Genomic DNA, 26147 nt, shown 5'->3' with positions numbered 1-26147 from the left:
GGTGAGCGCGAGGGACGCAGCGGGGCGTCGCGCTCACCTTGCGCTTAATTGATTTTCAAACGTTTGCGCAATCCACGCAGGCCATAACTGATCCAGGGCCACAACAGAGCGCTGACCAACGCGGGCAGCACCAGCGCCAGCGTAGGCTGACGGTTGCCGGTCAATGCGCTCAGCCAGAGTTGCGCAAGCTGCGCCAGACCGAATACCACCAACAGCACCAGGCACTGTTGCCACATGGGAAACATGCGCAGGCGCTGCTGCAGGGACATCACCAAAAAGGTAATCAGGCTGAGGATCAGGGCATTCTGGCCGAGCAGTGTGCCGTACAGCACATCCTCCATCAGGCCCAGTATCCACGCGGTGGTCATACCGTATTTGTGCGGCAGCGCCAGAACCCAGAAGGTCAGCAGCAGGGCCAGCCACAGCGGGCGGAAAATTTCCATGAATTGCGGCAGCGGCGAAACGCTCAGCAACAGACCGATCGCAAACGTCAGCCAGACCACCCAGCCATTGCGCCCGGAAACATGACTAACCATCGATAGGCTCCCGAGCGGTGGAAGATCTTGAGGCAGGCGGCTGTGACGCCGCAGGCCGGGAGGCAGGTCTTGCCGGTGTCGCAGGCGTTGCCGCCGGTGCAGGGGTTGTCGATTGCGCCGCCGGCTTGTGCGTCAGCGTACTGCCCGGAAAGACCGGAACGACTGCCTGTGGCCACATCGGGAAGGCGGGTGTCGGCGGAGGCAACGTCGCCATCACGGAAGGCTCGATGCCCTTGTCGAGGGATTCCTGCGCTTGCGCCGCATCGGCAGCGCGCTCTTCCGGCGAGCGGCCGTCAGAGAACACCAGCAACAGATAGCGACTGCGATTCAACGCAGCGGTGGGCACTGCCCGAACGATCGCGAACGGCTGGCCGGAGTCGTGAATCACTTCCTTGACCGTTGCCACCGGGTAGCCGGCCGGGAATCGCTGGCCAAGGCCCGAGCTAACCAGCAGGTCGCCTTCCTTGATGTCTGCGGTGTCCGCCACATGCCGAAGCTCCAGACGTTCCGGATTACCGGTGCCGCTGGCGATGGCACGCAGACCGTTGCGGTTGACCTGCACCGGGATGCTGTGGGTGGTGTCGGTCAGCAACAAGACGCGTGAGGTATAGGGCATCAACTCGACCACCTGCCCCATCAGGCCGCGTGCATCGAGCACAGGCTGACCGAGCACCACGCCGTCGCGTTCGCCCTTGTTGATGATGATGCGATGGGTGAAGGGGTTCGGGTCCATGCCGATCAGCTCGGCGACCTCGACTTTTTCGTTGACCAGCGCCGAGGAGTTCAGCAACTCACGCAGCCGGACGTTCTGCTCGGTCAGTGCCGCCAGCTTTTGCAGGCGACCTTGCAGGAGCAGGGCTTCGGTCTTGAGTTTTTCGTTTTCGGCGATCAGCTCTGTGCGGCTGCCGAACTGACTGGCGACGCCTTGATACAGACGCTGTGGCAGGTCGACGATCCAGTAGGACTGCATGAGCACCATCGACATCTGGCTGCGCACGGGCTTGAGGATCGTAAAGCGGGCGTCGACAACCATCAACGCAACCGACAGAACGGCGAGCACCAGCAGACGTACGCCCAGCGAAGGGCCTTTTGAGAAAAGCGGTTTAATGGGCCGCTCCTCCGGGGCATGCGATCGTTGGATCGAACTTCGATTGGCAATTATTCATGCGGTATGTAACCGGCCCGGACAAATGAAAGAGATAGGCACCCTGTTTCGGCGTCAGCCTGAAGCATACAGGTAGCATATCCGCTACCTGCATACAAAAGACTCCGTGAAAGGCACCCCGGCGAATTATTCGCTGGAGAGCAGATCCATGGTGTGCTTATCCATCATTTCCAGCGCACGGCCACCGCCACGCGCTACACAGGTCAGCGGATCTTCGGCAACGATGACCGGCAGACCGGTTTCCTGCGCCAACAACTTGTCCAGATCACGCAGCAGCGCACCACCACCGGTCAGGACCAGACCACGCTCGGCGATGTCCGAGGCCAGTTCCGGAGGCGATTGCTCCAGAGCGCTCTTGACCGCCTGAACGATGGTCGCCAGCGACTCCTGCAGTGCTTCGAGTACTTCGTTGGAGTTCAGCGTGAACGCACGCGGAACGCCTTCAGCCAGGTTACGGCCACGGACGTCGACTTCGCGCACTTCACCGCCCGGATAGGCAGTACCGATTTCCTGCTTGATGCGCTCGGCAGTGGATTCGCCGATCAGGCTGCCGTAGTTGCGGCGCACATAGGTGATGATCGCTTCGTCGAAACGGTCACCGCCAACCCGTACGGATTCGGCATACACCACACCGTTCAGGGAGATCAGGGCGATTTCGGTGGTGCCGCCGCCGATGTCGACAACCATCGAGCCGCGAGCTTCTTCCACCGGCAGACCGGCACCGATTGCTGCGGCCATCGGCTCTTCGATCAGGAAGACTTCGCGTGCGCCTGCACCCAGGGCCGACTCGCGAATCGCGCGACGCTCAACCTGGGTGGATTTGCACGGAACGCAGATCAGCACACGAGGGCTGGGCTGCAGAAAGCTGTTTTCATGAACCTTGTTGATGAAGTACTGCAACATTTTTTCGCAGACGCTGAAGTCGGCGATAACGCCGTCTTTCATTGGACGAATGGCTGCGATGTTGCCTGGAGTACGGCCCAGCATGCGCTTGGCTTCGGTACCGACGGCCACGACACTCTTCTGGTTGCCGTGAGTACGAATGGCAACGACAGAGGGTTCATTCAGAACGATACCGCGCTCACGCACGTAAATAAGGGTGTTGGCAGTGCCCAGGTCGATGGATAGATCACTGGAAAACATGCCACGCAGTTTCTTGAACATGGGAAAGGGACCCTAGGGAACGCGTGGTAAAAAAAGTGCGGCAAACTCTAACAACGACAGGGATTTTGGGCAAGGAGCCAATATGCTAAATTGGCGGTTTTCCGAACACCACCCTCGACGTTAGCGGCTTGAGACAGTAATAACGCGATAGTGTTCCGCAATTGGCAACAAAGCAAATCCATAAGCATTCCACTGGAGATACCCCATGGCGCTTGAACGCTCCGACGTGGAAAAGATCGCTCATCTGGCCCGACTGGGTCTCAATGACGCCGATATCCCGCGTACCACCGAAGCACTTAACAGCATTCTTGGGCTGGTCGATCAGATGCAAGCAGTCGACACCACTGGCATCGAGCCGCTGGCTCACCCGCTGGAAGCCACCCAGCGCCTGCGCGAAGACGCCGTCACCGAGCGAAATCGTCGTGACACTTACCAAGCCATCGCACCAGCGGTCCAAGACGGCCTCTATCTGGTTCCGAAAGTCATCGAGTAAGGGAAAGCGCCTGCATGCATCAAATGACTCTGGCCGAGATCGCTCGCGGACTCGCCGATAAAAAGTTTTCTTCCGAAGAGCTGACTCGCGTTCTGCTGTCGCGCATCGCGACGCTCGACCCGCAGCTCAACAGCTTCATCAGCCTCACCGAAGACCTGGCCATCACCCAGGCGCAGGCGGCAGACGCGCGCCGCGCCGCTGGTGAAAACGGCCCGCTGCTCGGCGCTCCGCTGGCGCACAAGGACCTGTTCTGCACCCAGGGCATCCGCACCAGTTGCGGCTCGCTGATGCTCGACAATTTCAAGGCACCGTACGACGCCACGGTCGTTTCGCGTCTGGCATCGGCCGGTACTGTGACACTGGGCAAGACCAACATGGACGAATTCGCCATGGGTTCGGCCAACGAATCCAGCCATTACGGCGCGGTGAAAAACCCGTGGAACCTGGAATGCGTTCCTGGCGGTTCTTCCGGTGGTTCGGCAGCCGCTGTCGCTGCACGCCTGTTGCCCGCCGCGACCGGCACCGACACGGGCGGCTCGATTCGCCAGCCTGCGGCACTGACCAACCTCACGGGCCTCAAGCCGACCTACGGCCGCGTATCGCGCTGGGGCATGATTGCCTACGCCTCCAGCCTCGATCAGGCGGGGCCGATGGCACGCACGGCCGAAGACTGCGCACTGCTGCTGCAAGGCATGGCCGGTTTCGATCCGCAGGACTCGACCAGTATCGACGAGCCGGTTCCGGACTACTCCGCCAGCCTCAATACCTCGCTCAAGGGCCTGCGTATCGGTGTGCCGAAAGAGTATTTCAGCGCAGGTCTGGACCCGCGCATCGCGCAGCTGGTGCATGAAAGCGTCAAGGAGCTGGAAAAGCTCGGCGCGATCGTCAAGGAAATCAGCCTGCCGAACCTTCAGCACGCGATCCCGGCCTACTACGTCATCGCCCCGGCTGAAGCCTCGTCCAACCTGTCGCGCTTTGACGGCGTGCGTTTCGGCTACCGCTGCGAAGACCCGAAAGACCTGACCGACCTGTACAAGCGCTCGCGCGCCGAAGGCTTCGGCCCGGAAGTCCAGCGACGCATCATGGTCGGCGCCTACGCGCTGTCGGCGGGTTACTACGACGCCTATTACCTGCAGGCGCAGAAAATCCGTCGCCTGATCAAGAACGACTTCATGAGCGCGTTCGCCGATGTCGACGTGATTCTCGGCCCGACCACGCCCAACCCGGCCTGGAAGATCGGCGCCAAGACCAACGATCCGATTGCCGAATACCTGGAAGACTTCTACACCATCACCGCCAACCTGGCGGGCCTGCCCGGCTTGTCCATGCCTGCAGGCTTCGTCGACGGTCTACCGGTCGGCGTGCAGCTGCTCGCTCCGTATTTCCAGGAAGGCCGTCTCTTGAATGTGGCGCATCAGTATCAGCAAGTCACCGACTGGCACACTCGCGCACCTGAAGGCTTCTGAGGAGAAACACATGCAATGGGAAGTCGTCATCGGGCTGGAGATTCATACCCAGCTTTCGACCCAATCAAAGATTTTTTCCGGTAGCGCGACCACGTTCGGCTCCGAGCCCAACACGCAGGCCAGCCTCGTCGATCTGGGCATGCCTGGCGTATTGCCGGTGCTGAACAAGGAAGCCGTGCGCATGGCCGTCAAGTTCGGCCTGGCCGTCAACGCCGAAATCGGCCAGCACAACGTGTTCGCCCGCAAGAACTACTTCTACCCGGACTTGCCCAAGGGCTATCAGATCAGCCAGATGGAGCTGCCGATCGTCGGCAAGGGCCACCTGGACATCCCCCTTGAAGACGGCACGGTCAAGCGCATCGGCATCACCCGTGCGCACCTGGAAGAGGATGCAGGCAAAAGCCTGCACGAAGACTTCCAGGGCATGACCGGTATCGACCTGAACCGTGCTGGCACGCCGCTACTGGAGATCGTTTCCGAGCCGGACATGCGCAGCGCCAAGGAAGCCGTGGCTTACGTCAAGGCCATCCACGCGATCGTGCGCTACCTGGGCATCTGTGATGGCAACATGGCCGAAGGTTCGCTGCGCTGCGACTGCAACGTATCGATTCGTCCGAAGGGCCAGGTCGAGTTCGGCACGCGCTGCGAGATCAAGAACGTCAACTCGTTCCGCTTTATAGAAAAGGCGATCAACAGCGAGATTCAGCGCCAGATCGATCTGATCGAAGACGGTGGCAAGGTTATCCAGCAAACGCGCCTGTATGACCCGAACACCAACGAAACCCGCGCCATGCGCAGCAAGGAGGAAGCCAACGACTACCGTTACTTCCCCGACCCGGATCTGTTGCCGGTGATCATCGAGGATTCTTTCCTCGAAGAAACCCGCGCCACCTTGCCGGAGCTGCCACCACAGAAACGCGAACGCTTCCAGAGCCAGTTCGGCCTCTCGACCTACGACGCCAGCGTGCTGGCTTCGAGCCGCGAGCAGGCTGACTACTTCGAACAGGTGGTGAGCATCAGTGGTGACGCCAAACTGGCAGCCAACTGGGTCATGGTCGAGCTGGGCAGCCTGCTCAACAAGCAGGGCCTGGAGATCGACCAGTCGCCGGTCAGTGCCGAGCAGTTGGGCGGCATGCTCAAGCGCATCACCGACAACACCATTTCCGGCAAGATCGCGAAAATGGTCTTCGAGGCGATGGCCAATGCTGAAGGCAGCGCCGATGAAATCATCGAAAAGCGCGGCCTGAAGCAGGTCACCGACAGCGGTGCCATTGAATCGATGCTCGACGAGGTGCTGGCAGCCAACGCGGAGCAGGTCGAACAATATCGCGCCGCCGATGAAGCCAAGCGCGGCAAGATGTTCGGTTTCTTCGTTGGTCAGGCGATGAAAGCTTCCAAAGGCAAAGCCAACCCGCAGCAGGTCAACGAACTGCTGAAGACCAAGCTGGAGGGCTGATCCTCGTCACTCACGTTCCCATGCTATGCGATCAGCGTTATACACGAGTCTTGTGGGAGCGAGCTTACTCGCGAATAGGCCGGTACAGCCTCTAGAGACAGGGCGTTTGGACCAAGGTCTTCGTGAGCAAGCTCACTCCCACGGAGATCTTTATTCACCGCGATTGCGGTCAAAGACCCCGCCTTCTGGGCTCTTCATGACTTATGTATAACGTTGAGCGCTCCGCGTGGGAATGCAGTTCCGGACGCTCTGCGTCCGCTGTTGAGTACGCGGAACGTCACGAAATGCATGCCAGCATGGAGGATTGGCACGAGCGTCAACCACAACTACTCCGGCACTCAGGAACCCACCCCATGCGCCGCCTTATTTTTGCCTGCAGCCTGCTGACCTTACTGGCAGGGTGCGCCAATCACATCATCGACCCCCATGGTTACGACGAGACCGGCACCGCCGCCTATTACGGCGCCCGCCATCATGGCAACCGCACTGCCAGCGGCGAACCGTTCAATCAGAATGCGCTGACCGCTGCGCACCGACAACTGCCTTTCGGCACGCGCGTCAAGGTCACCAACCTGGACAACGATAGGTCGGTAGTCGTACGCGTCAATGATCGCGGCCCTCACACGCGCGGCCGTCTGATCGATGTCTCTCGCGAAGCGGCCAAACAACTGGGTATGCTGCGCAGCGGGACAGCGCCAGTCCGCGTGCAGGCCCTGGATTAACCCCAACCTCCGATCACCTCCGACAAGGACACTCGTATTCTCCAGCTATCGGCCCTGCCCGCCCCCGCGCTTATCCAAATGCTCAGCGGCTTGTTATTGCTGCTGATCGGGGCGGAACTGTCAGTGCGTGCAGCGGTACATCTGGCGGCGATTTTCAAGGTCCGGCCACTGATCGTCGGTCTGACCGTCGTGGCGATGGGCACCAGTGCGCCGCAGATGGCAGTCAGCCTGCAAGCCGCGTTTGCCGATAACACCGACATCGCCGTGGGCAGTGTCATCGGCGGCAACATTTTCAATGTACTGGTGATCCTTGGCCTCTGCGCGCTGATCATTCCTCTACGCGTTGCCCGTCAGGTACTGCACATCGATATTCCGTTGATGATCGGTGCCTGTCTGCTGGCTATCGGTCTTTCGTGGAACGGCGAATTCAGCAAACTGGACGGCGCACTGCTGCTTGCCGGGTTGCTGGCCTGCCTGATTATCATCATCCGTCAGGGTGGTCATGCGCCGCGCCACGGGCATGCCGAGACAGCCGAAAAACCTCGTACCTTCACACGCATGCTCATGCTTGCCACGGGCTTGCTGCTGCTGACCGCTGGCGGACACCTGCTGGTCGACGCTTCAGTGGTGATTGCCATCCACCTGGGGCTTTCCGAACGCATCGTCGGCCTGACCATCATTGCCATCGGCACATCATTGCCGGCACTGATGACCTCGCTGATCGCAGCGTTCCGTGGTGAACGCGATATTGCCGTGGGTAACGTCATCGGCAGCAACCTGTTCAACCTGCTGGGCGTACTGGGGCTGACCGCACTGATCGCCCCGGTGCCGCTGACGATCTCGCCAAATGCGCTGGTGTTCGACCTGCCGATCATGCTCGGCGTCTCGCTGTTGTGCGTGCCGCTGTTCTATTCCGGATACCGGATAGACCGTCTGGAAGGCCTGTTTCTGCTGTCGTTGTACCTGACCTACGGGCTGCATATCCTGTCGATCAGCACCGGCATGGCGCTGGCCGAACGGCTTGAAAGCAAAATGCTCACGCTGGTGTTGCCTGTGCTGGGTACCGTGGTTGTCTGGGGCACGATCCGCGCGTGGCGACGCCAGCACTGACCTCCAACCCGCATCGATACAAGGAGCAAGGCCATGACAGACAAAACGATCAGCGATGGCGAACAGATCCGTCGCCAGGTGATGGGCGATGTCTTCGTCGACCGTGCGCTGGGGAACGCCACCGATTTCAGCCAGCCGCTGCAGGATTTCGTCAACGAGCACGCGTGGGGCAGCGTCTGGAGTCGCGAAGGTCTGCCGCTGAAAACCCGCAGCCTGATCACCCTGGCCGCCCTCACCGCCCTGAAATGCCCGCAAGAACTGAAGGGCCACGTTCGTGGCGCACTGAACAATGGCTGCACGGTCGAGGAGATTCGCGAAGCCCTGCTGCACTGCGCGGTGTACGCCGGCGTGCCAGCGGCCATCGATGCGTTTCGGGCGGCCCAGGAAGTGATCGACAGCTACGTCAAAACCGATTAGATCCAGCCGCCCCATTGCAGGATGAAAATCCCCACGTTGGTCGTGACCGCGGCAGCCAGCGTGGTGATGACGATGATCGCAGCGGCCAGCTCGTAATTGCCGTTGGCCGTGCGCGCCATGATGTAGCTGGCAGCCGCTGTCGGGCTGCCGAAATACAGGAACAGAATCCCCAGTTCAGCGCCGCGAAAACCGGCCAGCCAGGCGGCCAGCGTGCACAGCACTGGCAGCGTGACCATCTTCATGACGCTGGCGCTGACAGCCAGTTTTCCACTCTTGCGCAACGACGCCAGCGACAGCGTGCCACCGATGCAGATCAGTGCCAGCGGCAGGGTCATCTGGGCAAGATAGCTGCCGGAGGTTTCCAGCCATTTGGGCAAGCCGATGGCGAAGTAAGCGAAGGGCGAGGCGATGATCACACTGATGATCAGCGGGTTGGCCAGCACGCTTTTGAAGATGCTCCAGGGGTCGGACTTGATCACCGGGCTGTAAACCGCCAATACCACCGTCGATAACGTGTTGTAAAAGACGATGACCAACGCGGCGAGAATGGCGCCCAGTGAAATGCCATCAGGCCCGTACATGCTGGCCGCCAGGGCCAGACCGATGACCCCGTTATTGCCACGAAACGCGCCTTGGACGTAGATCCCGCGCTCTTCGTACGGGCAACGCCAGATCGCCCATCCCCAGGCGAACGCGAAACTCAGGAGCGTCGCAACGCTGAAAAAAATCAGCAGTTTGGGCTGCAATGCGGTGCGCAGGTCGGCGTGAATAATGCCCAGAAACAGCAACGCAGGCATGGTGACGTTGAACACCAGCCCGGAAGCCGCAACGATGAAACCATCATTGATCGCGCCGATACGCCTGAGGAACACGCCCAGAAACAGCATGGCAAACACCGGGGCGGTGATGTTCAGGGTTTCGAGAAAAATAGCCAGCATGCAACGCATCCGGTCCCGTCGTTAGGTAGCTCATGATAGGCCACCGACGACAAGCATGTTGCACGGAATTTCCGAAGCCCTGATCAACCCGCCACAGCGGTTGTTTATCAGACGATGCGGCTGACTGCCTTCTCAGGCTGGAGCTTGCGCTCGAAGACCGAGACCCCGTCGAGATCGCGCAGCGTCACGGTCATCTCACCGGTCTGCCCGTCGATATTCACTTCACCAAAGAACTGAAAACCCGCAAATGGCGAGGTGTTCTGCGCAGGAGGCGCCTTCTGGAACACCAGCTCGGGGCCAAAGGTCTTGTCCAGCACATTGGGACCATAGCTACCGGCATTCAAAGGCCCGGCGACGAACTCCCAAAACGGGTCGAAGTCCTGAAACACGGCCAGATCCGGCTGGTAATGATGCGCAGCGCAGTAATGCACGTCGGCCGTCAGCCAGACACAATCGCGAATCTTCTGCGCGCGCAGGTACGCCAGCAATTCGGCGACCTCCAGCTCGCGCCCCGACGCCGGCCCGTCATTGCCGTTGGCGATGGCCTCCCAACGCTGTACGCCGGGGCTGACCTCACCATCCGGAACGCCCAGGCCGATGGGCATGTCCGCCGCGATGACTTTCCACTGCGCGCGCGACGCATTGAGCTCGCGCTTGAGCCAGTCCAGTTGCTCACGGCCCAGAAACGCAGTGGTCGGACCCGGTTTGTCAGCCAGGTTGGCATCGTTGCCGGCGCGATAGCTGCGCATGTCGAGGACGAAGACGTCGAGCATCGGACCGTAAGGGATCTTGCGATAAATGCGTCCGCCGTTGTCGGCTTCCTGCAAGCGTAATGGCGCGTATTCCAGATAAGCCTGGCGGGCACGCGAGGACAGCAGGCTGATGTCCTTGACCTTGTAGCGATCATCGAGCTGTTTGCTGGGCGACCAGTTGTTGGTGACTTCGTGATCATCCCACTGCCAGATCTGCGGTACTTCGGCGTTGAAGCGACGCAGGTTTTCATCCATCAGGTTGTAGCGGTAATTGCCCCGGTATTCGTCAAGGGTCTCCGCCACCTTGCTCTTGGCCTCGGTGGTGATGTTGCGCCAGATACGCCCGTCCTCCGTGGTGAGCTGCTCCGGCACCGGGCTGTCGGCGTAGATGGTGTCACCGCTGTGGATAAAAAAGTCCGGCAAGCGCAAACGCATGGCTTCATAAATACGCATGCCGCCAATATCGGGGTTGATGCCAAAGCCCTGCCCGACCGTATCGCCGCTCCAGACGAAGCGGATGTCGCGGCGCTGCTGCGGTGTGCTCCGCAAATGGCCGAACCACGGTTCACTGACGACACCGCTCTGCGCATCCTCGAAAGACACCCGGTAGAAAATCGCCTGATCGACCGGCAGCCCGCTCAACTCGACCCGCGCGGTAAAGTCGCTACGCTGATCGGCCAGCGCCGACACCACGCGGCGTGGCTGGGTGAACATGCTGCGCGTGTCCCACTCGACGACCATGCGCGAAGGCCGGTCGCTTCGGCTCCAGACGATCGCCTTGTCGCCGAACACATCGCCGGACTGCACGCCATCCATCATCTTCGGACGATCCTGCACCGAGGCGATGACCGCCGGTGCAACACCCGGTAACAGCAGACCGGCACCTACCGTTCCAACGGCCTGGATGACACGGCGACGCTTGAGATCGAACTGGCTCACGGTTATCCCCTCGCTGACAGGCAAAAAAGCACCGTAACAGGGGAATATTGGCGCTGTATGACAACGCAGGAGATCAAGCGCATGGCAGACTTCAAAAACCCCCGGCGTCCGGTAACTGGTAAACTCCCGCGCCTTATTCCAGCCCGAGGCGCTCAGCATGTCTTCCTTGAATCAGGCGCTCAGCGTCGCCCTCGATAATCGCCAGGCGTTGCTTGACCAATTGCATGGGCAGGGGACGGACTGCTATCGACTGTTTCACGGCAGCCAGGAGGGCGCCAGCGGGCTGACCATCGACCGCTACGGCCCGCAATTGCTGGTGCAGAGCTTTCATACCCGCCTGGATCGCGATGCCCTGCTGGCGCTGCATGAACAGGCCAACACGCGTCTGGGCCTGGATACCCTGCTGGTCTATAACGATCGCTCGCAAGGCAACTCGCGCGTGGATCGCCATGACACCGTGTACAAGGCTGAAGAAGCGGCTCTGGCCGATCATGTCGGCCACGAATGGGGGCTCAATTACCGGGTCCGCGGCCGGCATGCAGGCCAGGACCCGCTGTTGTTTCTCGACCTGCGCAACGCCCGCGGCTGGGTCAAGCAGCACAGCGCCGGGAAAAGCGTGCTGAATCTGTTCGCCTACACCTGCGGCGTCGGCCTCAGTGCTGCGGCCGGTGGCGCGAGTGAAGTGTGCAATCTGGACTTCGCCGAAGGCAATCTGGCGGTGGGTCGCGAGAATGGCGCGCTCAATCCGCAACTGCCGCCGATGCAATTCATCCAGTCGGATTATTTTCCGGCAATCCGCCAGTTGGCCGGGCTGCCCATTGCCGCACGCCGCAGCCAGCAATTGCCCAGCTACGTGAAACTGCAACAGCGCCAATATGATCTGGTCCTGCTTGATCCACCCGCATGGGCCAAGAGCGCGTTCGGCACCGTTGACCTGCTGCGCGACTATCAAAGCCTGCTCAAACCTGCGCTGTTGACCACGGCAGACGATGGCGTGCTGATCTGCTGCAACAATCTGGCGAAAGTCAGCATGCAGGACTGGCGTGAGCAGGTACTGCGCTGTGCCACCAAGGCCGGGCGTCCGGTGCGCGACTGCCAGGAGATGCGTCCCGCTGCAGACTTCCCGTCTCAGGACAATCAACCGCCGCTGAAAACGCTGATTCTGCAACTCTGATCCGGCGCTCGATAGCTTAACGTACAACCGGAAAGTTCCTACAAGCCGCGACGGCAGTGCCTTCGGAACCGAACAGGCATGCCATACTCCAAGGGCTTCCAAAAGAGAGAGACGCCGCTGCCCATGTCCAGAGGATTGAAACGCACACTTGGCTCCCTGCTGGCTGTGATCGCGCTCTACAGTTTGCTGGGTTTTTTCATTCTTCCCGGCGTCGCTCTGCGGATCGCGAACCAGCAACTGGCCAATTACGCCACAGTGCCGGCAAAGCTCGAACGCCTGGAATTCAACCCCTTCACGCTGGAGCTGACGCTCTGGGGCCTGAACATCGGCACGCCAGGCAAGGAGCAGGTGGCGTTTGAAAAGCTTTATGCCAATCTGCAAATCAACAGCCTTTGGACGCGGGCCCTGCATCTGCAACGCGTCGAGCTGATCAAACCACGCACCGAGTTGCTGTTCGACAAACAGGGCAAGCTCAATCTGGCACAGCTGTTCAAGCTGCCCGCCAGCGAACCGACAAAGGACGAACCCGCCACCAAGCCATTCCCGCTGCGTATCGACGAAATCAAACTGGCGGGAGGCTACGTTCACTTCCAGGACCTGCGCCCCAGCCAGCCCATCGAGTTTCTCTACGACGCGCTGGATTTCGAGCTCAAGAACCTCAGCACACTGCCTGAAGACAATGCCGACATGACCCTGGTCGCGGCGGGTCCGGACGGTGGGCAGATCGACTGGGTCGGCCGCATCAGCCTGATCCCGATCACCTCCGAGGGCACGCTGAAGGTCACCGACAGCAAGATGAAACTGTGGTGGCCTTACGTACGTGATGCCTTGCCGCTGGCGCTTGAGGACGGCGTGCTGAATTTCAGCACGGCCTACACACTGAACCTGTCCAAGAAGACCGAACTCAAGTTGACCAACGTCTCGGCCAGTGTCGCGCCTTTCGCGCTCAACGCTCCCGACGGTCGCCCGTTGGTACGCCTGCAATGCCTGGACGTCAGCGAAACATCGGTCGACCTCGCAAAGCAGCTGGTTACCGTAGGCAAGGTCCGCAGCCAGAAGCTGGAAACCTGGGCCGCACGTGAAACCGACGGGCAACTGGACTGGCAAAAACTGTTTGCCAGCCAACCTGGCAAGCCCGCAGCAACGCACACGCCAGCGGTGGACGAAAAAGCCGCCGAGCCGGCGCCTGCCACCGAGGCCTCAGCCAAAGCCAGCGATCAACCCGTGGCGCAGAGCAAGCCCTGGCAAGTCCTGTTGCGGGATGTGCAGTTGCGCAACTACATGGTCCATCTGGCAGATCGCGTACCTCAAGAGCCGGTCGCGCTGGACGTTGGCCCACTGAATCTGGACATCCAGAACTTCGACAGCCTGAACAAGGCGCCCTTCACGCTCAAGCTGGATACCGGGCTGGGCAAACAGGGCAATCTCACTGCCGCCGGTGACGTGAACCTCAACCCGGTCAGCGCACGACTCAACGTAACCACCCGCGACATCGACCTGCGCCTCGCTCAGGCCTACATCAGCCCGTTCATTCGTCTGGAGCTGCGCAGTGGCATGCTCGGCAGCGATCTGGCGGTCGACCTGAAAAGCACCGAGCCACTGGCGTTCAGCGTCACCGGTAAAGCACAGGTCAATCAGTTGCACACGCTGGATACGCTCAAGCAGCGCGACTTCCTGAAGTGGCAGCAATTGGCGCTCGAGGGGCTGGACTACCAGCACGGCCAGGGCCTGTCGATTGCCAAAGTGAACATGGATCAGCCCTACGCGCGCTTCATGATCAATGAGGACCGGACCACCAACATCGATGATCTATTGATCCCGCAGCCAGCCGATGCGGCTGCCGGCAAAACCGCCAGCCAGCCAAAGGCAGCCAGAACGCAAGCGGCAGGCAAGAAGGAAAACCCGCTGGCGATCTACGTGGGTGAAGTGAATATCAACGATGGCTCGGCAAACTTTGCCGACATGACCCTGACCCCCAACTTCGCCACCGCCGTGCAGCAACTCAATGGGCGTATCGGCACCATCGACAATCGCAAGCCTACACCGGCCCCCGTGAATATCGAGGGCAAGGTCGACCGCTATGCGCCGGTCACCATCAAGGGCAGCCTCAACCCGTTCGACCCGATGGCCAGTCTGGATATCACCACCAGCTTCAAGCGCGTCGAGTTGACCAACCTGACCCCCTACTCCGGCAAGTTCGCAGGTTTCCGGATCCGCAAGGGCCGGCTCAATCTCGACCTGCACTACCTGATTACCAAGGGCCAGCTCAAGGCCCAGAACAAGGTGCTGGTGGAGCAGCTGCAGCTGGGTGAACGGGTCGACAGCCCGGATGCGCTGGACCTGCCTATTCGTCTGGCGGTCGCGCTGCTCAAGGATACCCAGGGGCGCATTTCCCTGGAGCTGCCCATCGAAGGCGACTTGAACAACCCGCAGTTCAGCGTCATGCCGATTGTCTGGCAGACCCTGCGTAACCTGGTGCTGCGTGCAGCACAGGCCCCGTTCAAGATGCTCGGCGGGCTGGTTGCCGGTGGAAGCTCCGAGGACCTCGGCAGCGTAAGTTTCGCGCCAGGCTCCAGTGACTTGTCGGCAGAGGCGCAAAATGCCCTGGACAAGCTCTCGGTGGCGCTCAAGGAACGTCCGGACCTGAAGCTGGAGATCGAAGGCACCAGCGCCGCCAGCAGTGACGGTCCATTGATCGCTCAGCAAAGACTGGAACGCGAATACCAGTACACGTACTACAAGATCCTCCAGCGGCGCGGCGACAAGGTTCCAGCCAGGGCCGGTTTGATAGAGGTCCCGGAAGAGGAAAAGGCGCCTATGCTCGAAGGTATCTACAGGACACGCCTGAAACAGCAACCGCCCGCTGAGTGGGCCAGTCTGGGCAAGGAGCAGCGTGCTGCCCAGATGCGTGCCGCCGTACTCAAGTTCTGGAGCAGCAATGAGGTGCTGCTGCGCGAACTGGGCCAGAGCAGAGCCAGCAGCATCAAGGATTACCTGGTGGACAAGGGCAAGCTAGAAGACGCTCGCGTGTACTTCGTCGACGCGCAACTGGGTCAGGCCCAACCGGATGGTAAAGTCATCAGCCCCCTCCACCTCGACAGCGAATGAAGCCATTGGCACACACCCGAATCAAACGGCTGATCAACCTGACCCTCGCCGCCATGGCCGGGTCAGTTGTCGCATCAGCGTATGCCACCTCGACCCTGCGTTGCGGCAGCCAGCTGGTCAGCACCGGCGACCGGACGTTCGAGGTCCAGCAGAAATGCGGCGAACCGGTCAGCCAGGAAGTACTCGGCACTCGGGAAACCTTTAGTAGTAATTATCGAAGGTCAGAAGCCGTGAAGATCGAGGAATGGATCTACGGTCCTGATAACGGCATGTATCAGTACCTGCGCTTTGAAGGCGGTCGCCTGGTAGGCATCGAGAGCAAACGCCGCAACTGATCCCCCGGCTCCCCTTCCCTTCATGTGTTTCGTAGCGCCCATAGAAAAGGCCCCGACTCTTCAGTCGGGGCCTTTAATGGCTACATCCTTGTAGCCTCGCATGAACCTTCCATCAATCAATGACTGCGGGTGTTCATGAGCAGTATTCGATTACTCGGCTTTCAGGCCAGCAGCCGATACGTCTTTAACACCTTTGATTTTCTTGGTGATAGCGACGGCAGTGTTTTTCTGAGCTTCGGTAACTTTTACCATGGAGGACAGGGAAACCACGCCTTTGTTGGTCTCAACCTTGATGTCCGAACCTGGGATGCCTTTTTCAGTCAGCAGATCAGCTTTGACTTTGGTGGTGATCCAGGTGTCAGAAGTGTCTTCTTTGACTTCTTGAGTAGTGGTGTTAGCTGCCAGAACCATTGGCGCTTGAGCCGAGGTCTGTGCGAAAGCAGCGTTGGCCATGGTCAGAGTCAGGGCAGTAGCGGTAGCAGCGGCAATAGCGAACTTCTTCATACGATAACTCCTGTTTTTCTCAAAATCTGCACCAGCATGTGGTGGCAGGGTTAACAGGTATATCGCAAGCGGTGTGCCAAAAACGAGACAGTTAAAATAGCCTTTAAAATCAATTGCTTATGTTTTTCTTTGTTTTGCTGAGTCGTGCAGATTGCCCGTTCGTCCAAACCCGGGCTTGCAAGATGCATGTTTGTACCGAGCAGTTTGCATGCTCCATGTGTAAGCCTCTAATTGCGCTCATAAAAAAAGGACTCCGAAGAGTCCTTTTTCATCTGCAGCTCAGATCAATCAGACGCCCGACGCTTTCGCTGCGGCTACGTCCTTGATCGACAGCTTGATACGGCCGCGGTTATCCACGTCCAGTACCAGTACTTCGACTTCCTGACCTTCCTTGAGGATATCGGTCACTTTCTCTACGCGAGCATCGCTCAGCATCGAGATGTGAACCAGACCATCCTTGCCCGGCAGGATGTTGACGAATGCGCCGAAATCGACGATGCGCTCAACCTTACCGACGTAGATCTTGCCGATTTCCGCTTCTGCGGTGATACCCAGAACGCGCTGACGTGCTGCCTCAGCCGCTTCCTTGGACTCGCCGAAGATCTTGATCGAGCCGTCGTCTTCGATGTCGATCGAAGCCTTGGTCTCTTCGCAGATGGCACGGATGGTTGCGCCACCCTTGCCGATCACGTCACGGATCTTGTCGGTGTCGATCTTCATCGCAATCATGGTCGGAGCGTTGGCCGACAGTTCGTTACGCGACTGACCGATGATCTGGTTCATCTGACCGAGGATGTTCAGGCGAGCTTCAAGGGCCTGGCCCAGGGCGATCTCCATGATTTCTTCGGTGATGCCTTTGATCTTGATGTCCATCTGCAGCGCGGTAACACCTTTGGAGGTACCGGCTACCTTGAAGTCCATGTCGCCCAAGTGGTCTTCGTCACCCAGGATGTCGGTCAGAATCGCGAACTTCTCGCCTTCCTTGACCAGGCCCATGGCGATACCGGCAACCGGCGCCTTCATCGGCACACCAGCGTCCATCAGAGCCAGGGAAGCACCACAGACCGAAGCCATGGAGCTGGAGCCGTTGGACTCGGTGATTTCCGACACAACACGGATGGTGTACGGGAACACGTCTGCGCCTGGCAGCATGGCCTGGACACTGCGACGGGCCAGACGGCCGTGACCGATTTCACGACGACCTGCGCCGCCCATGCGGCCACACTCGCCCACCGAGAACGGAGGGAAGTTGTAGTGCAGCATGAAGGGGTCTTTTTTCTCGCCTTCGAGCGTATCGAGCAGCTGTGCGTCACGTGCAGTACCCAGCGTGGCAACAACCAGCGCCTGAGTTTCGCCACGGGTGAACAGTGCCGAACCGTGGGTCTTTGGCAGAACACCGACTTCGATGTTCAGAGGACGTACGGTGCGCGTGTCACGGCCATCGATACGCGGCTTGCCGTTAACGATGTTTTCGCGAACGGTGCGGTATTCGATTTCACCGAAAGCGGCTTTGACTTCGCTGGCAGACGGGCTGCCTTCTTCCACAGCCAGTTTGGCAACGATCTGATCTTTCAGCTCGCCCAGACGCGCATAACGGTCGGCTTTGACGGTGATGGTGTAAGCCTGGGAGATCGCTTCGCCGAACTCGGAGCGGATAGCGCTCAGCAGTTCAGTCGCTTCAGGCTTAGGCTGCCAGGCCCAGGTAGGCTTGGCGGCTTCGGCAGCCAGTTCCTTGATGGCGTTGATCACGACCTGGAACTCGTCATGCGCGAACAGCACAGCGCCCAGCATCTGGTCTTCGGTCAGCTCTTTGGCTTCCGATTCAACCATCAGGACGGCTTCGGAAGTACCGGCAACGACCATGTCCAGGCTCGAAGCCTGCAGCTGCTCGTAAGTCGGGTTCAACAGGTAGCCGGTGCTTTCGTGGAAAGCAACGCGGGCAGCACCAACCGGACCGTCAAACGGGATACCGGAGATGGCCAGGGCAGCCGAAGTACCGATCATCGCAGCGATGTCCGGATCGGTTTTCTTGCTGGTGGAGACGACGGTGCAGACAACCTGCACTTCGTTCATGAAGCCTTCTGGAAACAACGGGCGGATCGGGCGGTCGATCAGGCGCGAAGTCAGGGTTTCTTTCTCGGAAGGACGGCCTTCACGCTTGAAGAAACCGCCAGGGATCTTGCCGGCAGCGTAGGTTTTTTCCTGATAGTGCACGGACAGAGGGAAGAAGCCTTTGCCAGCGTCAGCCTGTTTGGCGCCGACCACAGTCACGAGTACGCTGACGTCGTCGTCAACGGTGACCAATACTGCACCAGAGGCTTGACGGGCGATACGGCCTGTCTCGAGGGTTACGGTCGATTGACCGAACTGAAACTTTTTGATTACCGGGTTCACGGTTTCCTACCTTTCTTTGTGGCTCTTGGGGAACTGGTTTCTTGCGAATTCTTGGGCAGCGTGGGGAATCGGCCCCTTCCACAGCCCAGATAAAACTTGAGGCTGGGAGCCTGCCAGAACCACCGGGCAAACCCGACGGATCGTGACAGACAACCAACCTCTAGCAACGTCGTTATTAGCGACGCAGACCCAGACGACCGATCAGGGCGCTGTAACGGCTAACGTCCTTACCTTTCAGGTAATCCAGCAGCTTGCGACGCTGGTTTACCATACGGATCAGACCACGACGCGAGTGGTGGTCCTTACCGTTGGCCTTGAAGTGGCCTTGCAGTTTGTTGATGTTGGCGGTCAGCAGTGCAACTTGCACTTCTGGCGAACCAGTGTCACCAACAGCTTGCTGGTAGTCGGTTACGATCTGAGCTTTTTCTTCAACGCTGAGTGCCATGTGGGCAATCCTTTTGTGCAAGGAAGCGCTTCCGGAGAAACGTTTCCAACAGGCCGAGGACAGATCCTCGTATTAAAAAATGAGGTATGACCGTGCCTGTTGACAGCCATCCTCGTTCCACCCCACTCGCCGGCAAGCCGACGCCTGGACTGGTTTCGGTCACTCTGACCGAATCAAGCGACGCGGCGCAATGCGCCCGTCTTCGGCGACTTCACCGATACCGATGAAGCGACCTTCGTGATCCTGCACGCGAACCATACCGAATTTCGGTGCGTCCGGCGCGCGTACTGGCTGACCATGCAACCAGTAAAACGAACTGTGTTCCGAAAACTTCAACAGCGGCCAGTCCAGCAGACCGCTGTCCGATGGCATCAGGAAACGGTCGACCGCTTCATTGCCGCCATCGGCATGCACCTGCTCGAGCTCTTCCAGCGTCACTGTCTGAGCCAGCGTGAAAGGCCCGGCCTGGGTACGACGCAATTCTGCGACATAAGCACCACAACCGAGCTTCTCACCGATATCCTCGACCAGCGTGCGGATATAGGTGCCTTTGCTGCAATCGACGGACAGACGTGCTGTGTCGCCTTCGCAATCAAGTAATTCCAGGCGCGTAATAGTAACAGAACGGGGCTCGCGCTCCACTACTTCCCCTGCACGCGCCAGCTTGTAAAGTGGCTGGCCATCACGCTTGAGGGCCGAGTACATGGGAGGTATCTGGCTGATTTGTCCGCGAAAATGCGGTAGAGCCGCTTCGATATCGTCGCGACCAACGGTCACCGGACGCGTGAGCAAAACCTCGCCTTCAGAATCGGCAGTGGTCGTGGTCTTGCCCAGTTGCGCCAGGGTCTCGTAGGACTTGTCCGAATCGAGCAGGTACTGAGAGAACTTGGTCGCTTCACCAAAACACAACGGCAGAACACCCGTTGCCAGAGGATCAAGGCTGCCGGTATGCCCGGCTTTCTCGGCATTGAGCAGCCAGCGAACCTTTTGCAGAGCGGCGTTGGACGTGAAACCCAGTGGCTTGTCGAGCAGGATGATCCCGCTGACATTGCGGCGTATACGCTTGACCTGAGCCACTCTTTATTCCTCGGTACTTTCAGGCTTTGCATCCGTCGATGCGGGGCCTTCCTGATGCTGACCGTCTTCTGCAACGGCACGCTCGATCAGTGCCGAGAGATGCGCGCCACGCACGACGCTTTCGTCATAGTGGAAGTGCAGTTGCGGTACGCTGCGCAGCTTCATTTCGCGGGCCAACTGCATGCGCAGGAAGCCTGCGGCAGCGTTGAGCACCTTGATGGTCTGCGCGATTTCTTCCGCGCTGTCCTGGCCCATGACGGTCATGAAAATCTTCGCATGACCCACGTCACGGCTGACGTCTACGGCGGTGATGGTGACCAGACCCACACGCGGGTCCTTGATTTCGCGACGGATCAGCTGCGCCAGTTCGCGCTGCATCTGATCGCCGATACGTTGGGTACGGCTGTATTCTTTTGCCATGCTTGTTACCTGTTACTGATCCGGGACCAAACCCTGACAGTCTGAAAGCGGCAAACGCCCGGCCTGACAATTGCCAGACCGGGCGTTGCGTTTAGAGCCCATGGGGAAAGCAGGGCATTTGCATGCGAGGCTCCCACCATGACTCCTGAAGCTCGCGATTTAGAGGCTGCGAGCCACTTGGACCTTCTCGAAGACTTCGATCTTGTCACCAACCTTGACGTCGTTGTAGCTCTTGACGCCGATACCGCATTCCATGCCTGCACGTACTTCGGCAGCGTCGTCCTTGAAGCGGCGCAGGGATTCCAGCTCGCCTTCAAAGATAACGATGTCTTCGCGCAGAACACGAATCGGACGGTTACGGTAGACAGTGCCTTCCAGAACCATACACCCTGCGATCGCGCCGAATTTCGGCGAACGGAACACATCGCGGACTTCGGCGATACCCAGGATATTCTCCCGGACGTCGCTGCCAAGCATGCCGGTAAGGGCTTTCTTGACGTCTTCGATGATGTCGTAGATCACGTTGTAGTAACGCATGTCCAGACCTTCCTGCTCGACGATCTTGCGCGCGCCAGCATCGGCACGCACGTTGAAGCCAAACAGTACAGCGTTGGAGGCCAGTGCCAGGTTGGCGTCGCTCTCGGTGATACCACCGACACCGCCGCCCACTACGCGCACTTGCACTTCGTCGTTACCCAGGCCGCCAAGGGCGCCCTGCAATGCTTCCAGAGAACCGCGGACGTCGGACTTGAGGACGATGTTAAGCGTCTTCTTCTCTTCCTGACCCATGTTCTCGAAGATGTTCTCCAGCTTGCCGGCATGAGCGCGAGCCAGTTTGACCTCGCGGAACTTGCCCTGGCGGAACAGTGCGACTTCACGGGCTTTCTTCTCGTCAGCCAGCACCGACATTTCGTCGCCAGCATCCGGAGTACCGTCAAGACCCAGGATTTCGACCGGAATCGAAGGACCTGCTTCTTTGACCGGCTTGCCGTTCTCGTCGAGCATGGCGCGGATGCGGCCGAAGTTCGAACCGACCAGCACCATGTCGCCCTGACGCAGCGTACCGTCCTGAACCAGAACAGTAGCGACCGGACCACGGCCCTTGTCCAGACGGGACTCGACAACAACACCACGACCCGGGGCCGACGGGGTTGCCTTGAGTTCCAGGACTTCGGCCTGCAGCAGAACAGCTTCCAGCAGCTCGTCGACGCCAGTACCCATTTTCGCGGAGACCGAAACGAAAGGCGTATCACCGCCCCACTCTTCGGACGTCACGCCATGGACCGACAGCTCGCTGCGGATACGATCGAGGTCAGCACCAGGCTTGTCGATCTTGTTCACCGCAACAACCAGCGGAACGCCAGCCGCAACAGCGTGCTGAACAGCTTCGATGGTCTGCGGCATCACGCCGTCGTCAGCTGCAACCACCAGAATCACGATATCCGTTGCCTTGGCACCACGGGCACGCATGGCGGTAAACGCGGCGTGACCAGGGGTGTCGAGGAACGTGACCATGCCGCGTTCGGTTTCAACGTGGTAGGCACCGATGTGCTGGGTGATGCCGCCGGCTTCGCCAGCTGCAACCTTGGCACGACGAATGTAGTCGAGCAGCGAGGTCTTACCGTGGTCGACGTGGCCCATTACGGTCACAACCGGTGCACGGGAGAACGACTCACCTTCGAACTTCAGCGATTCGGCCAGGGAATCTTCCAGGGCGTTGTCGCTGACCAGCGTGACCTTGTGGCCCAGCTCTTCGGCGATCAACTGGGCAGTTTCCTGATCCAGTACCTGATTGATGGTCACCGGGGTGCCCATCTTGAACATGAACTTGATGACTTCCGCAGCCTTGACCGACATCTGTGCCGACAATTCGCCGACAGTGATGGTCTCGCCAATGGCAACGTCACGGATGACCGGGCCGGTAGGGCTCTGGAAACCATGAGCATTGCGCTTCTTCAGCTTGGACTTGCCACGGCCACCGCGACGGAAGCTGTCGCTTTCTTCGTCGGTAGTGCGAGGAGCAACGCGAGGGGCCGGAGCCTTCTCCTTGACCGAAGCGCGATGCGGAGCGTTTTTACGCTCGCCGTCGCCGCCACGGGCGTTGCGGTCGTCAGCACGAGGCTTGTCAGGGCGACGTTGTTCGTCACGCTTGCGAGCATCGGCAGAAGGCGCTGCGCTTGCCGGTGCCGGAGCAGCGGCTGGCGATGCTTCACGCACAGGCTCGGCGGCGACAACAGGCTCGGCAGCAGCCGAAGCGGGCTGGCTTGCAGCAGGCTGATTGCGCGCATCTTCTTCAGCGCGACGCTTGGCTTCTTCTTCAGCCTTTTGACGAGCGGCATTTTCTACCGCACGGCGTTCGTCCATCTCGCGCTTGCGCTCGGCTTCGATCTCTTCCGGGCTACGCTGCACAAAGACTTTCTTCTTGCGCACTTCAACGCTGATGCTCTTGCTGCCAGCAACGCGCAGGGTGCTGGTGGTCTTGCGCTGCAAGGTAATCTTGCGAGGCTCTTCCACCTTGGCCTTGTGACCGCTTTTCAGGTGCGTCAACAAGGCTTGTTTTTCGTTATCGGTCACAACTTGCTCGGCGGCGGTGTGCGGCAGACCTGCCTCACGCATCTGCTGTAACAGGCGCTCTACCGGTGTGTCGACCACTTTGGCCAGTTCTTTCACCGTGACTTGCGTCATGCACTTCTCTCCTCAGGCCGCGCCCAATTACTCGAACCAGTGGGCTCGGGCGGCCATGATCAACTTGCCGGCACGATCATCGTCAATGCCGTCGATGTCGAGCAGGTCATCTATAGACTGCTCGGCCAGGTCTTCGCGGGTAATTACGCCGCGCACCGCCAGTTCCATCGCCAAATCCTTGTCCATACCCTCAAGCGAGAGCAGGTCTTCGGCCGGATGGGCGTCTGCCAGCTTTTCCTCTGTAGCGATGGCTTTAGTCAACAAACAATCCTTGGCACGAGCGCGAAGCTCGTTGACGATTTCTTCGTCAAAGCCGTCGATGTTGAGCATTTCTTCCAACGGTACGTAGGCAATCTCTTCCAGGCTGGTGAAGCCTTCATCAACCAGCACCTGCGCCAATTCTTCCTCGACTTGGAGTTCTTCGATGAAATTGCGCAGGATGTCACCGGTTTCAGCTTGCTGCTTGGCCTGGATGTCCGATTCGGTCATTACGTTCAGGGTCCAGCCAGTCAACTGGCTCGCCAGACGCACGTTCTGACCGCCACGACCAATAGCCTGGGCCAGGTTGTCCGCTCCCACTGCGATGTCCATTGCATGCGCGTCTTCATCTACGATGATTGCCGCTACTTCTGCAGGAGACATTGCATTGATCACGAACTGCGCCGGGTTATCGTCCCAAAGAACGATATCCACACGCTCGCCACCCAGCTCGCCGGAAACAGCCTGAACTCGCGAACCGCGCATGCCGATACAGGCACCTTGCGGATCGATTCGTTTATCCTTGGAGCGAACAGCGATTTTCGCACGAGAACCCGGGTCACGGGAGGCAGCCATCACCTCGATGAGACCTTCGGCAATTTCCGGCACTTCAATGCGGAAAAGCTCGATCAGCATCTCTGGCGCAGTACGCGACAGAATCAGCTGAGGACCACGGTTTTCAGTACGAATTTCCTTCAGCAAAGCACGGACGCGAACACCGACCCGGAAAGTTTCCCGGGAAATGATGTCTTCACGAGCCAGCAAGGCTTCGGCATTGTTACCCAGGTCAACGATGACATTGTCACGTGTAACCTTTTTAACAGTACCAGAAATGATTTCACCCAGACGCTCACGGTAGGCATCGACCACCTGAGCACGCTCGGCTTCGCGAACTTTCTGCACAATGACTTGCTTGGCGGTCTGCGCAGCGATACGACCGAATTCGATGGATTCGATTTTTTCTTCGATCAGGTCGCCGGCAACAGCACCCGGCTTTTTCGCCTGGGCCTGATCCACAGCAAATTCGTGCGCAGGATCGTCCAGATCTTCGTCTTCGACAACTGTCCAGCGACGGAAAGTCTCGTAGTTGCCTGTCTGGCGATTGATCTCTACGCGCAGTTCTACTTCATCTTCAAAACGTTTCTTGGTAGCGGTGGCAAGAGCCAGCTCCAGCGCTTCAAAAATTACACTTGCCGGAACGCCCTTTTCATTGGACACCGACTCAACAACCAGCAGTACTTCTTTGCTCATCGTACGCCTCGCCTTTCGCAAGCCATTGGATCCGCGGGATCCGCAGTAACCGGCACGTCTCAGTCAAACGTGGGAATAATGTTGGCCTTGTCGATCATGTCGATCGGCAACAGGAACTCATGGTCTTCAACCTGCACCACGACATCCTGCTCCTCCACCCCGCGGAGAAGGCCTTGAAAGTTGCGTCGACCTTCGAAAGGTGAACGCAGCTTTATTTTCACTTGTTCCCCGGCGTACGAAGCAAACTGCTCAATAGTGAACAGCGGGCGCTCCATGCCAGGAGAAGATACTTCAAGGGTGTACTCGGTGCTGATTGGATCTTCTACGTCCAACACACCGCTGATCTGGCGACTGACGATTGCGCAGTCGTCGACCAGAACGCCCCCTTCCTTGTCGATATAAATGCGCAGCACCGAATGCTTGCCCTGGGAACTGAAATCAATTCCCCAGCACTGATAGCCAAGGGCCACGACCACTGGGGCCAACAAGTCCTGCAACTGTTCTAGCTTGCTCGACACCTGAACCCCCTCGTGCATGCTTTAGAAATAAAAAAATGGGCAAAAGCCCATCCCTGAAAACGCCGCTGAACATCGACGTCATGTACTGTCCAGCTAACAAAAAGCCCCTTAAAAGGGGCTCCGCTAAAACTGGTTGCGGGGGCTGGATTTGAACCAACGACCTTCGGGTTATGAGCCCGACGAGCTACCAAACTGCTCCACCCCGCGACAAAGCTGGGGCGGAAGTATACGACCGATCCATTGCTGGGTCAATCCAACATCCACCTACAAGAAAGCCCGCTAGCGCGGGCTCTCCTGCTTAATTGGTACCGAGAAGGGGACTCGAACCCCTACACCCTATGGGCACAACCACCTCAAGGTTGCGTGTCTACCAATTCCACCACCTCGGCATTACAACTCTTTTTGGCGACCTCACGAACATCGCCGAATTCTGTCTTACTTCTTCTCTGGGGCTTGAGGTACGTCAGCTGGAACAGCGGCTGGCTTTTGCCCTTCGAGAACCGGTACATCGTCTGCTGCCGGTTTTTGCTTCACTTCCAGTACTGCCGGGTCTGGCAAACCTACTTGAGTCAGCTGTTGAGCTTTCTCTTTAGCAAAGTAACCTAACCCCAAGCTGGTTATGAAAAAACATGCGGCAAGTATAGCAGTAAACTTACTGAGAAAGGTAGAGGTTCCTTGACCTCCGAAGACAGTATTTGATGCACCTGCTCCGAACGACGCGCCTGCGTCAGCACCTTTACCCTGCTGCAGCAATACCAGAGCGACAACGCCCAGAGCGCCCAACAGGTGAAAAACGATTACGACTGTTTCCAGCATTTTT

At 59.0% G+C, this 26147-nt stretch carries 23 protein-coding genes and 2 tRNA genes; 9 read left to right on the top strand and 16 right to left on the bottom strand.

Features of this window, described 5'->3' with window-relative positions:
• Window positions 1-44 precede the first annotated feature (44 nt).
• The 3 genes from mreD to mreB all read right to left on the bottom strand — a co-directional run bounded on the left by mreD (window position 45) and on the right by mreB (window position 2865).
• The gene (gene mreD / locus BT119_RS17065) at window positions 45-536 is read right to left on the bottom strand and encodes a rod shape-determining protein MreD (protein ID WP_003364106.1); all 492 of its coding nucleotides are present in this window, start codon (window positions 534-536) and stop codon (window positions 45-47) included.
• The gene (mreC, locus tag BT119_RS17060) at window positions 529-1596 is read right to left on the bottom strand and encodes a rod shape-determining protein MreC (RefSeq protein ID WP_371857179.1); all 1068 of its coding nucleotides are present in this window, start codon (window positions 1594-1596) and stop codon (window positions 529-531) included. Before mreC ends, mreD begins: the two co-directional genes overlap by 8 nt.
• A gap of 231 nt (window positions 1597-1827) precedes the next feature.
• Complete coding sequence (gene mreB, locus BT119_RS17055; protein ID WP_002555108.1) at window positions 1828-2865, bottom strand: rod shape-determining protein MreB; 1038 nt, start codon at window positions 2863-2865, stop codon at window positions 1828-1830.
• Between the two features lie 205 nt (window positions 2866-3070).
• On the opposite strand from mreB, the gene gatC reads away from it, so the two are divergent.
• The 6 genes from gatC (at window position 3071) to BT119_RS17025 (ending at window position 8529) form a co-directional block, all read left to right on the top strand.
• The gene (gatC, locus tag BT119_RS17050) at window positions 3071-3358 is read left to right on the top strand and encodes an Asp-tRNA(Asn)/Glu-tRNA(Gln) amidotransferase subunit GatC (protein WP_002555109.1); all 288 of its coding nucleotides are present in this window, start codon (window positions 3071-3073) and stop codon (window positions 3356-3358) included.
• A gap of 14 nt (window positions 3359-3372) precedes the next feature.
• Window positions 3373-4824 carry an Asp-tRNA(Asn)/Glu-tRNA(Gln) amidotransferase subunit GatA gene (gatA, locus tag BT119_RS17045; protein WP_004411689.1) on the top strand — a complete coding sequence of 484 codons (1452 nt, stop codon included), beginning with the start codon at window positions 3373-3375 and terminating at the stop codon, window positions 4822-4824.
• A 10-nt stretch (window positions 4825-4834) separates the two neighbouring features.
• Window positions 4835-6280: an Asp-tRNA(Asn)/Glu-tRNA(Gln) amidotransferase subunit GatB gene (gene gatB, locus BT119_RS17040; protein WP_058416185.1), complete on the top strand. Its 1446-nt coding sequence runs from the start codon at window positions 4835-4837 to the stop codon at window positions 6278-6280.
• A gap of 353 nt (window positions 6281-6633) precedes the next feature.
• Window positions 6634-7002 (top strand): septal ring lytic transglycosylase RlpA family protein, encoded by a 369-nt coding sequence (locus BT119_RS17035; RefSeq protein WP_072366415.1) that lies wholly within the window; start codon window positions 6634-6636, stop codon window positions 7000-7002.
• A 78-nt stretch (window positions 7003-7080) separates the two neighbouring features.
• Complete coding sequence (locus BT119_RS17030) at window positions 7081-8112, top strand: calcium/sodium antiporter (RefSeq protein ID WP_072366413.1); 1032 nt, start codon at window positions 7081-7083, stop codon at window positions 8110-8112.
• Between the two features lie 33 nt (window positions 8113-8145).
• A complete protein-coding gene (locus BT119_RS17025; RefSeq protein ID WP_044308971.1) occupies window positions 8146-8529 on the top strand; it encodes a carboxymuconolactone decarboxylase family protein in 384 nt (127 codons plus the stop codon).
• On the opposite strand, the gene BT119_RS17020 is transcribed toward BT119_RS17025, so the two are convergent.
• Together BT119_RS17020 and BT119_RS17015 are read right to left on the bottom strand one after the other, a co-directional pair.
• Window positions 8526-9467, bottom strand: coding sequence for an AEC family transporter (locus BT119_RS17020; protein ID WP_054082035.1), 942 nt, complete (start codon window positions 9465-9467; stop codon window positions 8526-8528). The genes BT119_RS17025 and BT119_RS17020 overlap by 4 nt on opposite strands.
• A gap of 107 nt (window positions 9468-9574) precedes the next feature.
• Window positions 9575-11158 carry an alkaline phosphatase D family protein gene (locus BT119_RS17015; protein ID WP_060708943.1) on the bottom strand — a complete coding sequence of 528 codons (1584 nt, stop codon included), beginning with the start codon at window positions 11156-11158 and terminating at the stop codon, window positions 9575-9577.
• Between the two features lie 157 nt (window positions 11159-11315).
• Here BT119_RS17015 and BT119_RS17010 point away from each other — a divergent pair, with 157 nt between their 5' ends.
• From BT119_RS17010 to BT119_RS17000, 3 genes are all read left to right on the top strand, one after another.
• A complete protein-coding gene (locus tag BT119_RS17010) occupies window positions 11316-12332 on the top strand; it encodes a class I SAM-dependent rRNA methyltransferase (protein ID WP_003431522.1) in 1017 nt (338 codons plus the stop codon).
• Window positions 12333-12455: 123 nt separating this feature from the next.
• Window positions 12456-15440 (top strand): DUF748 domain-containing protein, encoded by a 2985-nt coding sequence (locus BT119_RS17005; RefSeq protein ID WP_175550590.1) that lies wholly within the window; start codon window positions 12456-12458, stop codon window positions 15438-15440.
• Window positions 15437-15775, top strand: a complete 339-nt coding sequence (locus BT119_RS17000) for a DUF2845 domain-containing protein (RefSeq protein ID WP_003364124.1) — start codon at window positions 15437-15439, stop codon at window positions 15773-15775. The genes BT119_RS17005 and BT119_RS17000 overlap by 4 nt, the downstream gene beginning before the upstream one ends.
• Window positions 15776-15925: 150 nt before the next feature.
• On the opposite strand, the gene BT119_RS16995 is transcribed toward BT119_RS17000, so the two are convergent.
• From BT119_RS16995 to secG, 11 genes are all read right to left on the bottom strand, one after another.
• Complete coding sequence (locus BT119_RS16995) at window positions 15926-16279, bottom strand: BON domain-containing protein (RefSeq protein ID WP_002555119.1); 354 nt, start codon at window positions 16277-16279, stop codon at window positions 15926-15928.
• A gap of 288 nt (window positions 16280-16567) precedes the next feature.
• Complete coding sequence (gene pnp / locus BT119_RS16990) at window positions 16568-18673, bottom strand: polyribonucleotide nucleotidyltransferase (protein ID WP_003431526.1); 2106 nt, start codon at window positions 18671-18673, stop codon at window positions 16568-16570.
• A 175-nt stretch (window positions 18674-18848) separates the two neighbouring features.
• Window positions 18849-19118 carry a 30S ribosomal protein S15 gene (gene rpsO / locus BT119_RS16980; protein ID WP_002555121.1) on the bottom strand — a complete coding sequence of 90 codons (270 nt, stop codon included), beginning with the start codon at window positions 19116-19118 and terminating at the stop codon, window positions 18849-18851.
• A gap of 159 nt (window positions 19119-19277) precedes the next feature.
• Window positions 19278-20195, bottom strand: coding sequence for a tRNA pseudouridine(55) synthase TruB (gene truB, locus BT119_RS16975; RefSeq protein ID WP_003431529.1), 918 nt, complete (start codon window positions 20193-20195; stop codon window positions 19278-19280).
• A 3-nt stretch (window positions 20196-20198) separates the two neighbouring features.
• Complete coding sequence (rbfA, locus tag BT119_RS16970; protein ID WP_003364128.1) at window positions 20199-20615, bottom strand: 30S ribosome-binding factor RbfA; 417 nt, start codon at window positions 20613-20615, stop codon at window positions 20199-20201.
• 159 nt (window positions 20616-20774) lie between these two features.
• Window positions 20775-23300: a translation initiation factor IF-2 gene (infB, locus tag BT119_RS16965; protein ID WP_003431531.1), complete on the bottom strand. Its 2526-nt coding sequence runs from the start codon at window positions 23298-23300 to the stop codon at window positions 20775-20777.
• 27 nt (window positions 23301-23327) lie between these two features.
• The gene (nusA, locus tag BT119_RS16960; protein ID WP_003364132.1) at window positions 23328-24809 is read right to left on the bottom strand and encodes a transcription termination factor NusA; all 1482 of its coding nucleotides are present in this window, start codon (window positions 24807-24809) and stop codon (window positions 23328-23330) included.
• A gap of 59 nt (window positions 24810-24868) precedes the next feature.
• Window positions 24869-25327, bottom strand: coding sequence for a ribosome maturation factor RimP (gene rimP, locus BT119_RS16955; RefSeq protein ID WP_002555126.1), 459 nt, complete (start codon window positions 25325-25327; stop codon window positions 24869-24871).
• 130 nt (window positions 25328-25457) lie between these two features.
• Window positions 25458-25534 (bottom strand) — tRNA-Met (locus BT119_RS16950).
• A 96-nt stretch (window positions 25535-25630) separates the two neighbouring features.
• Window positions 25631-25716: transfer RNA gene (locus tag BT119_RS16945), tRNA-Leu, on the bottom strand.
• A 46-nt stretch (window positions 25717-25762) separates the two neighbouring features.
• Window positions 25763-26143, bottom strand: coding sequence for a preprotein translocase subunit SecG (gene secG / locus BT119_RS16940; protein WP_003313628.1), 381 nt, complete (start codon window positions 26141-26143; stop codon window positions 25763-25765).
• Window positions 26144-26147: the final 4 nt, after the last annotated feature.

The organism is Pseudomonas sp. NFACC10-1 (assembly GCF_900119195.1).
GTDB classification, from domain to species: Bacteria; Pseudomonadota; Gammaproteobacteria; order Pseudomonadales; family Pseudomonadaceae; genus Aquipseudomonas; species Aquipseudomonas cerasi.
This window is presented reverse-complemented; position numbering and strand designations above follow the sequence as displayed.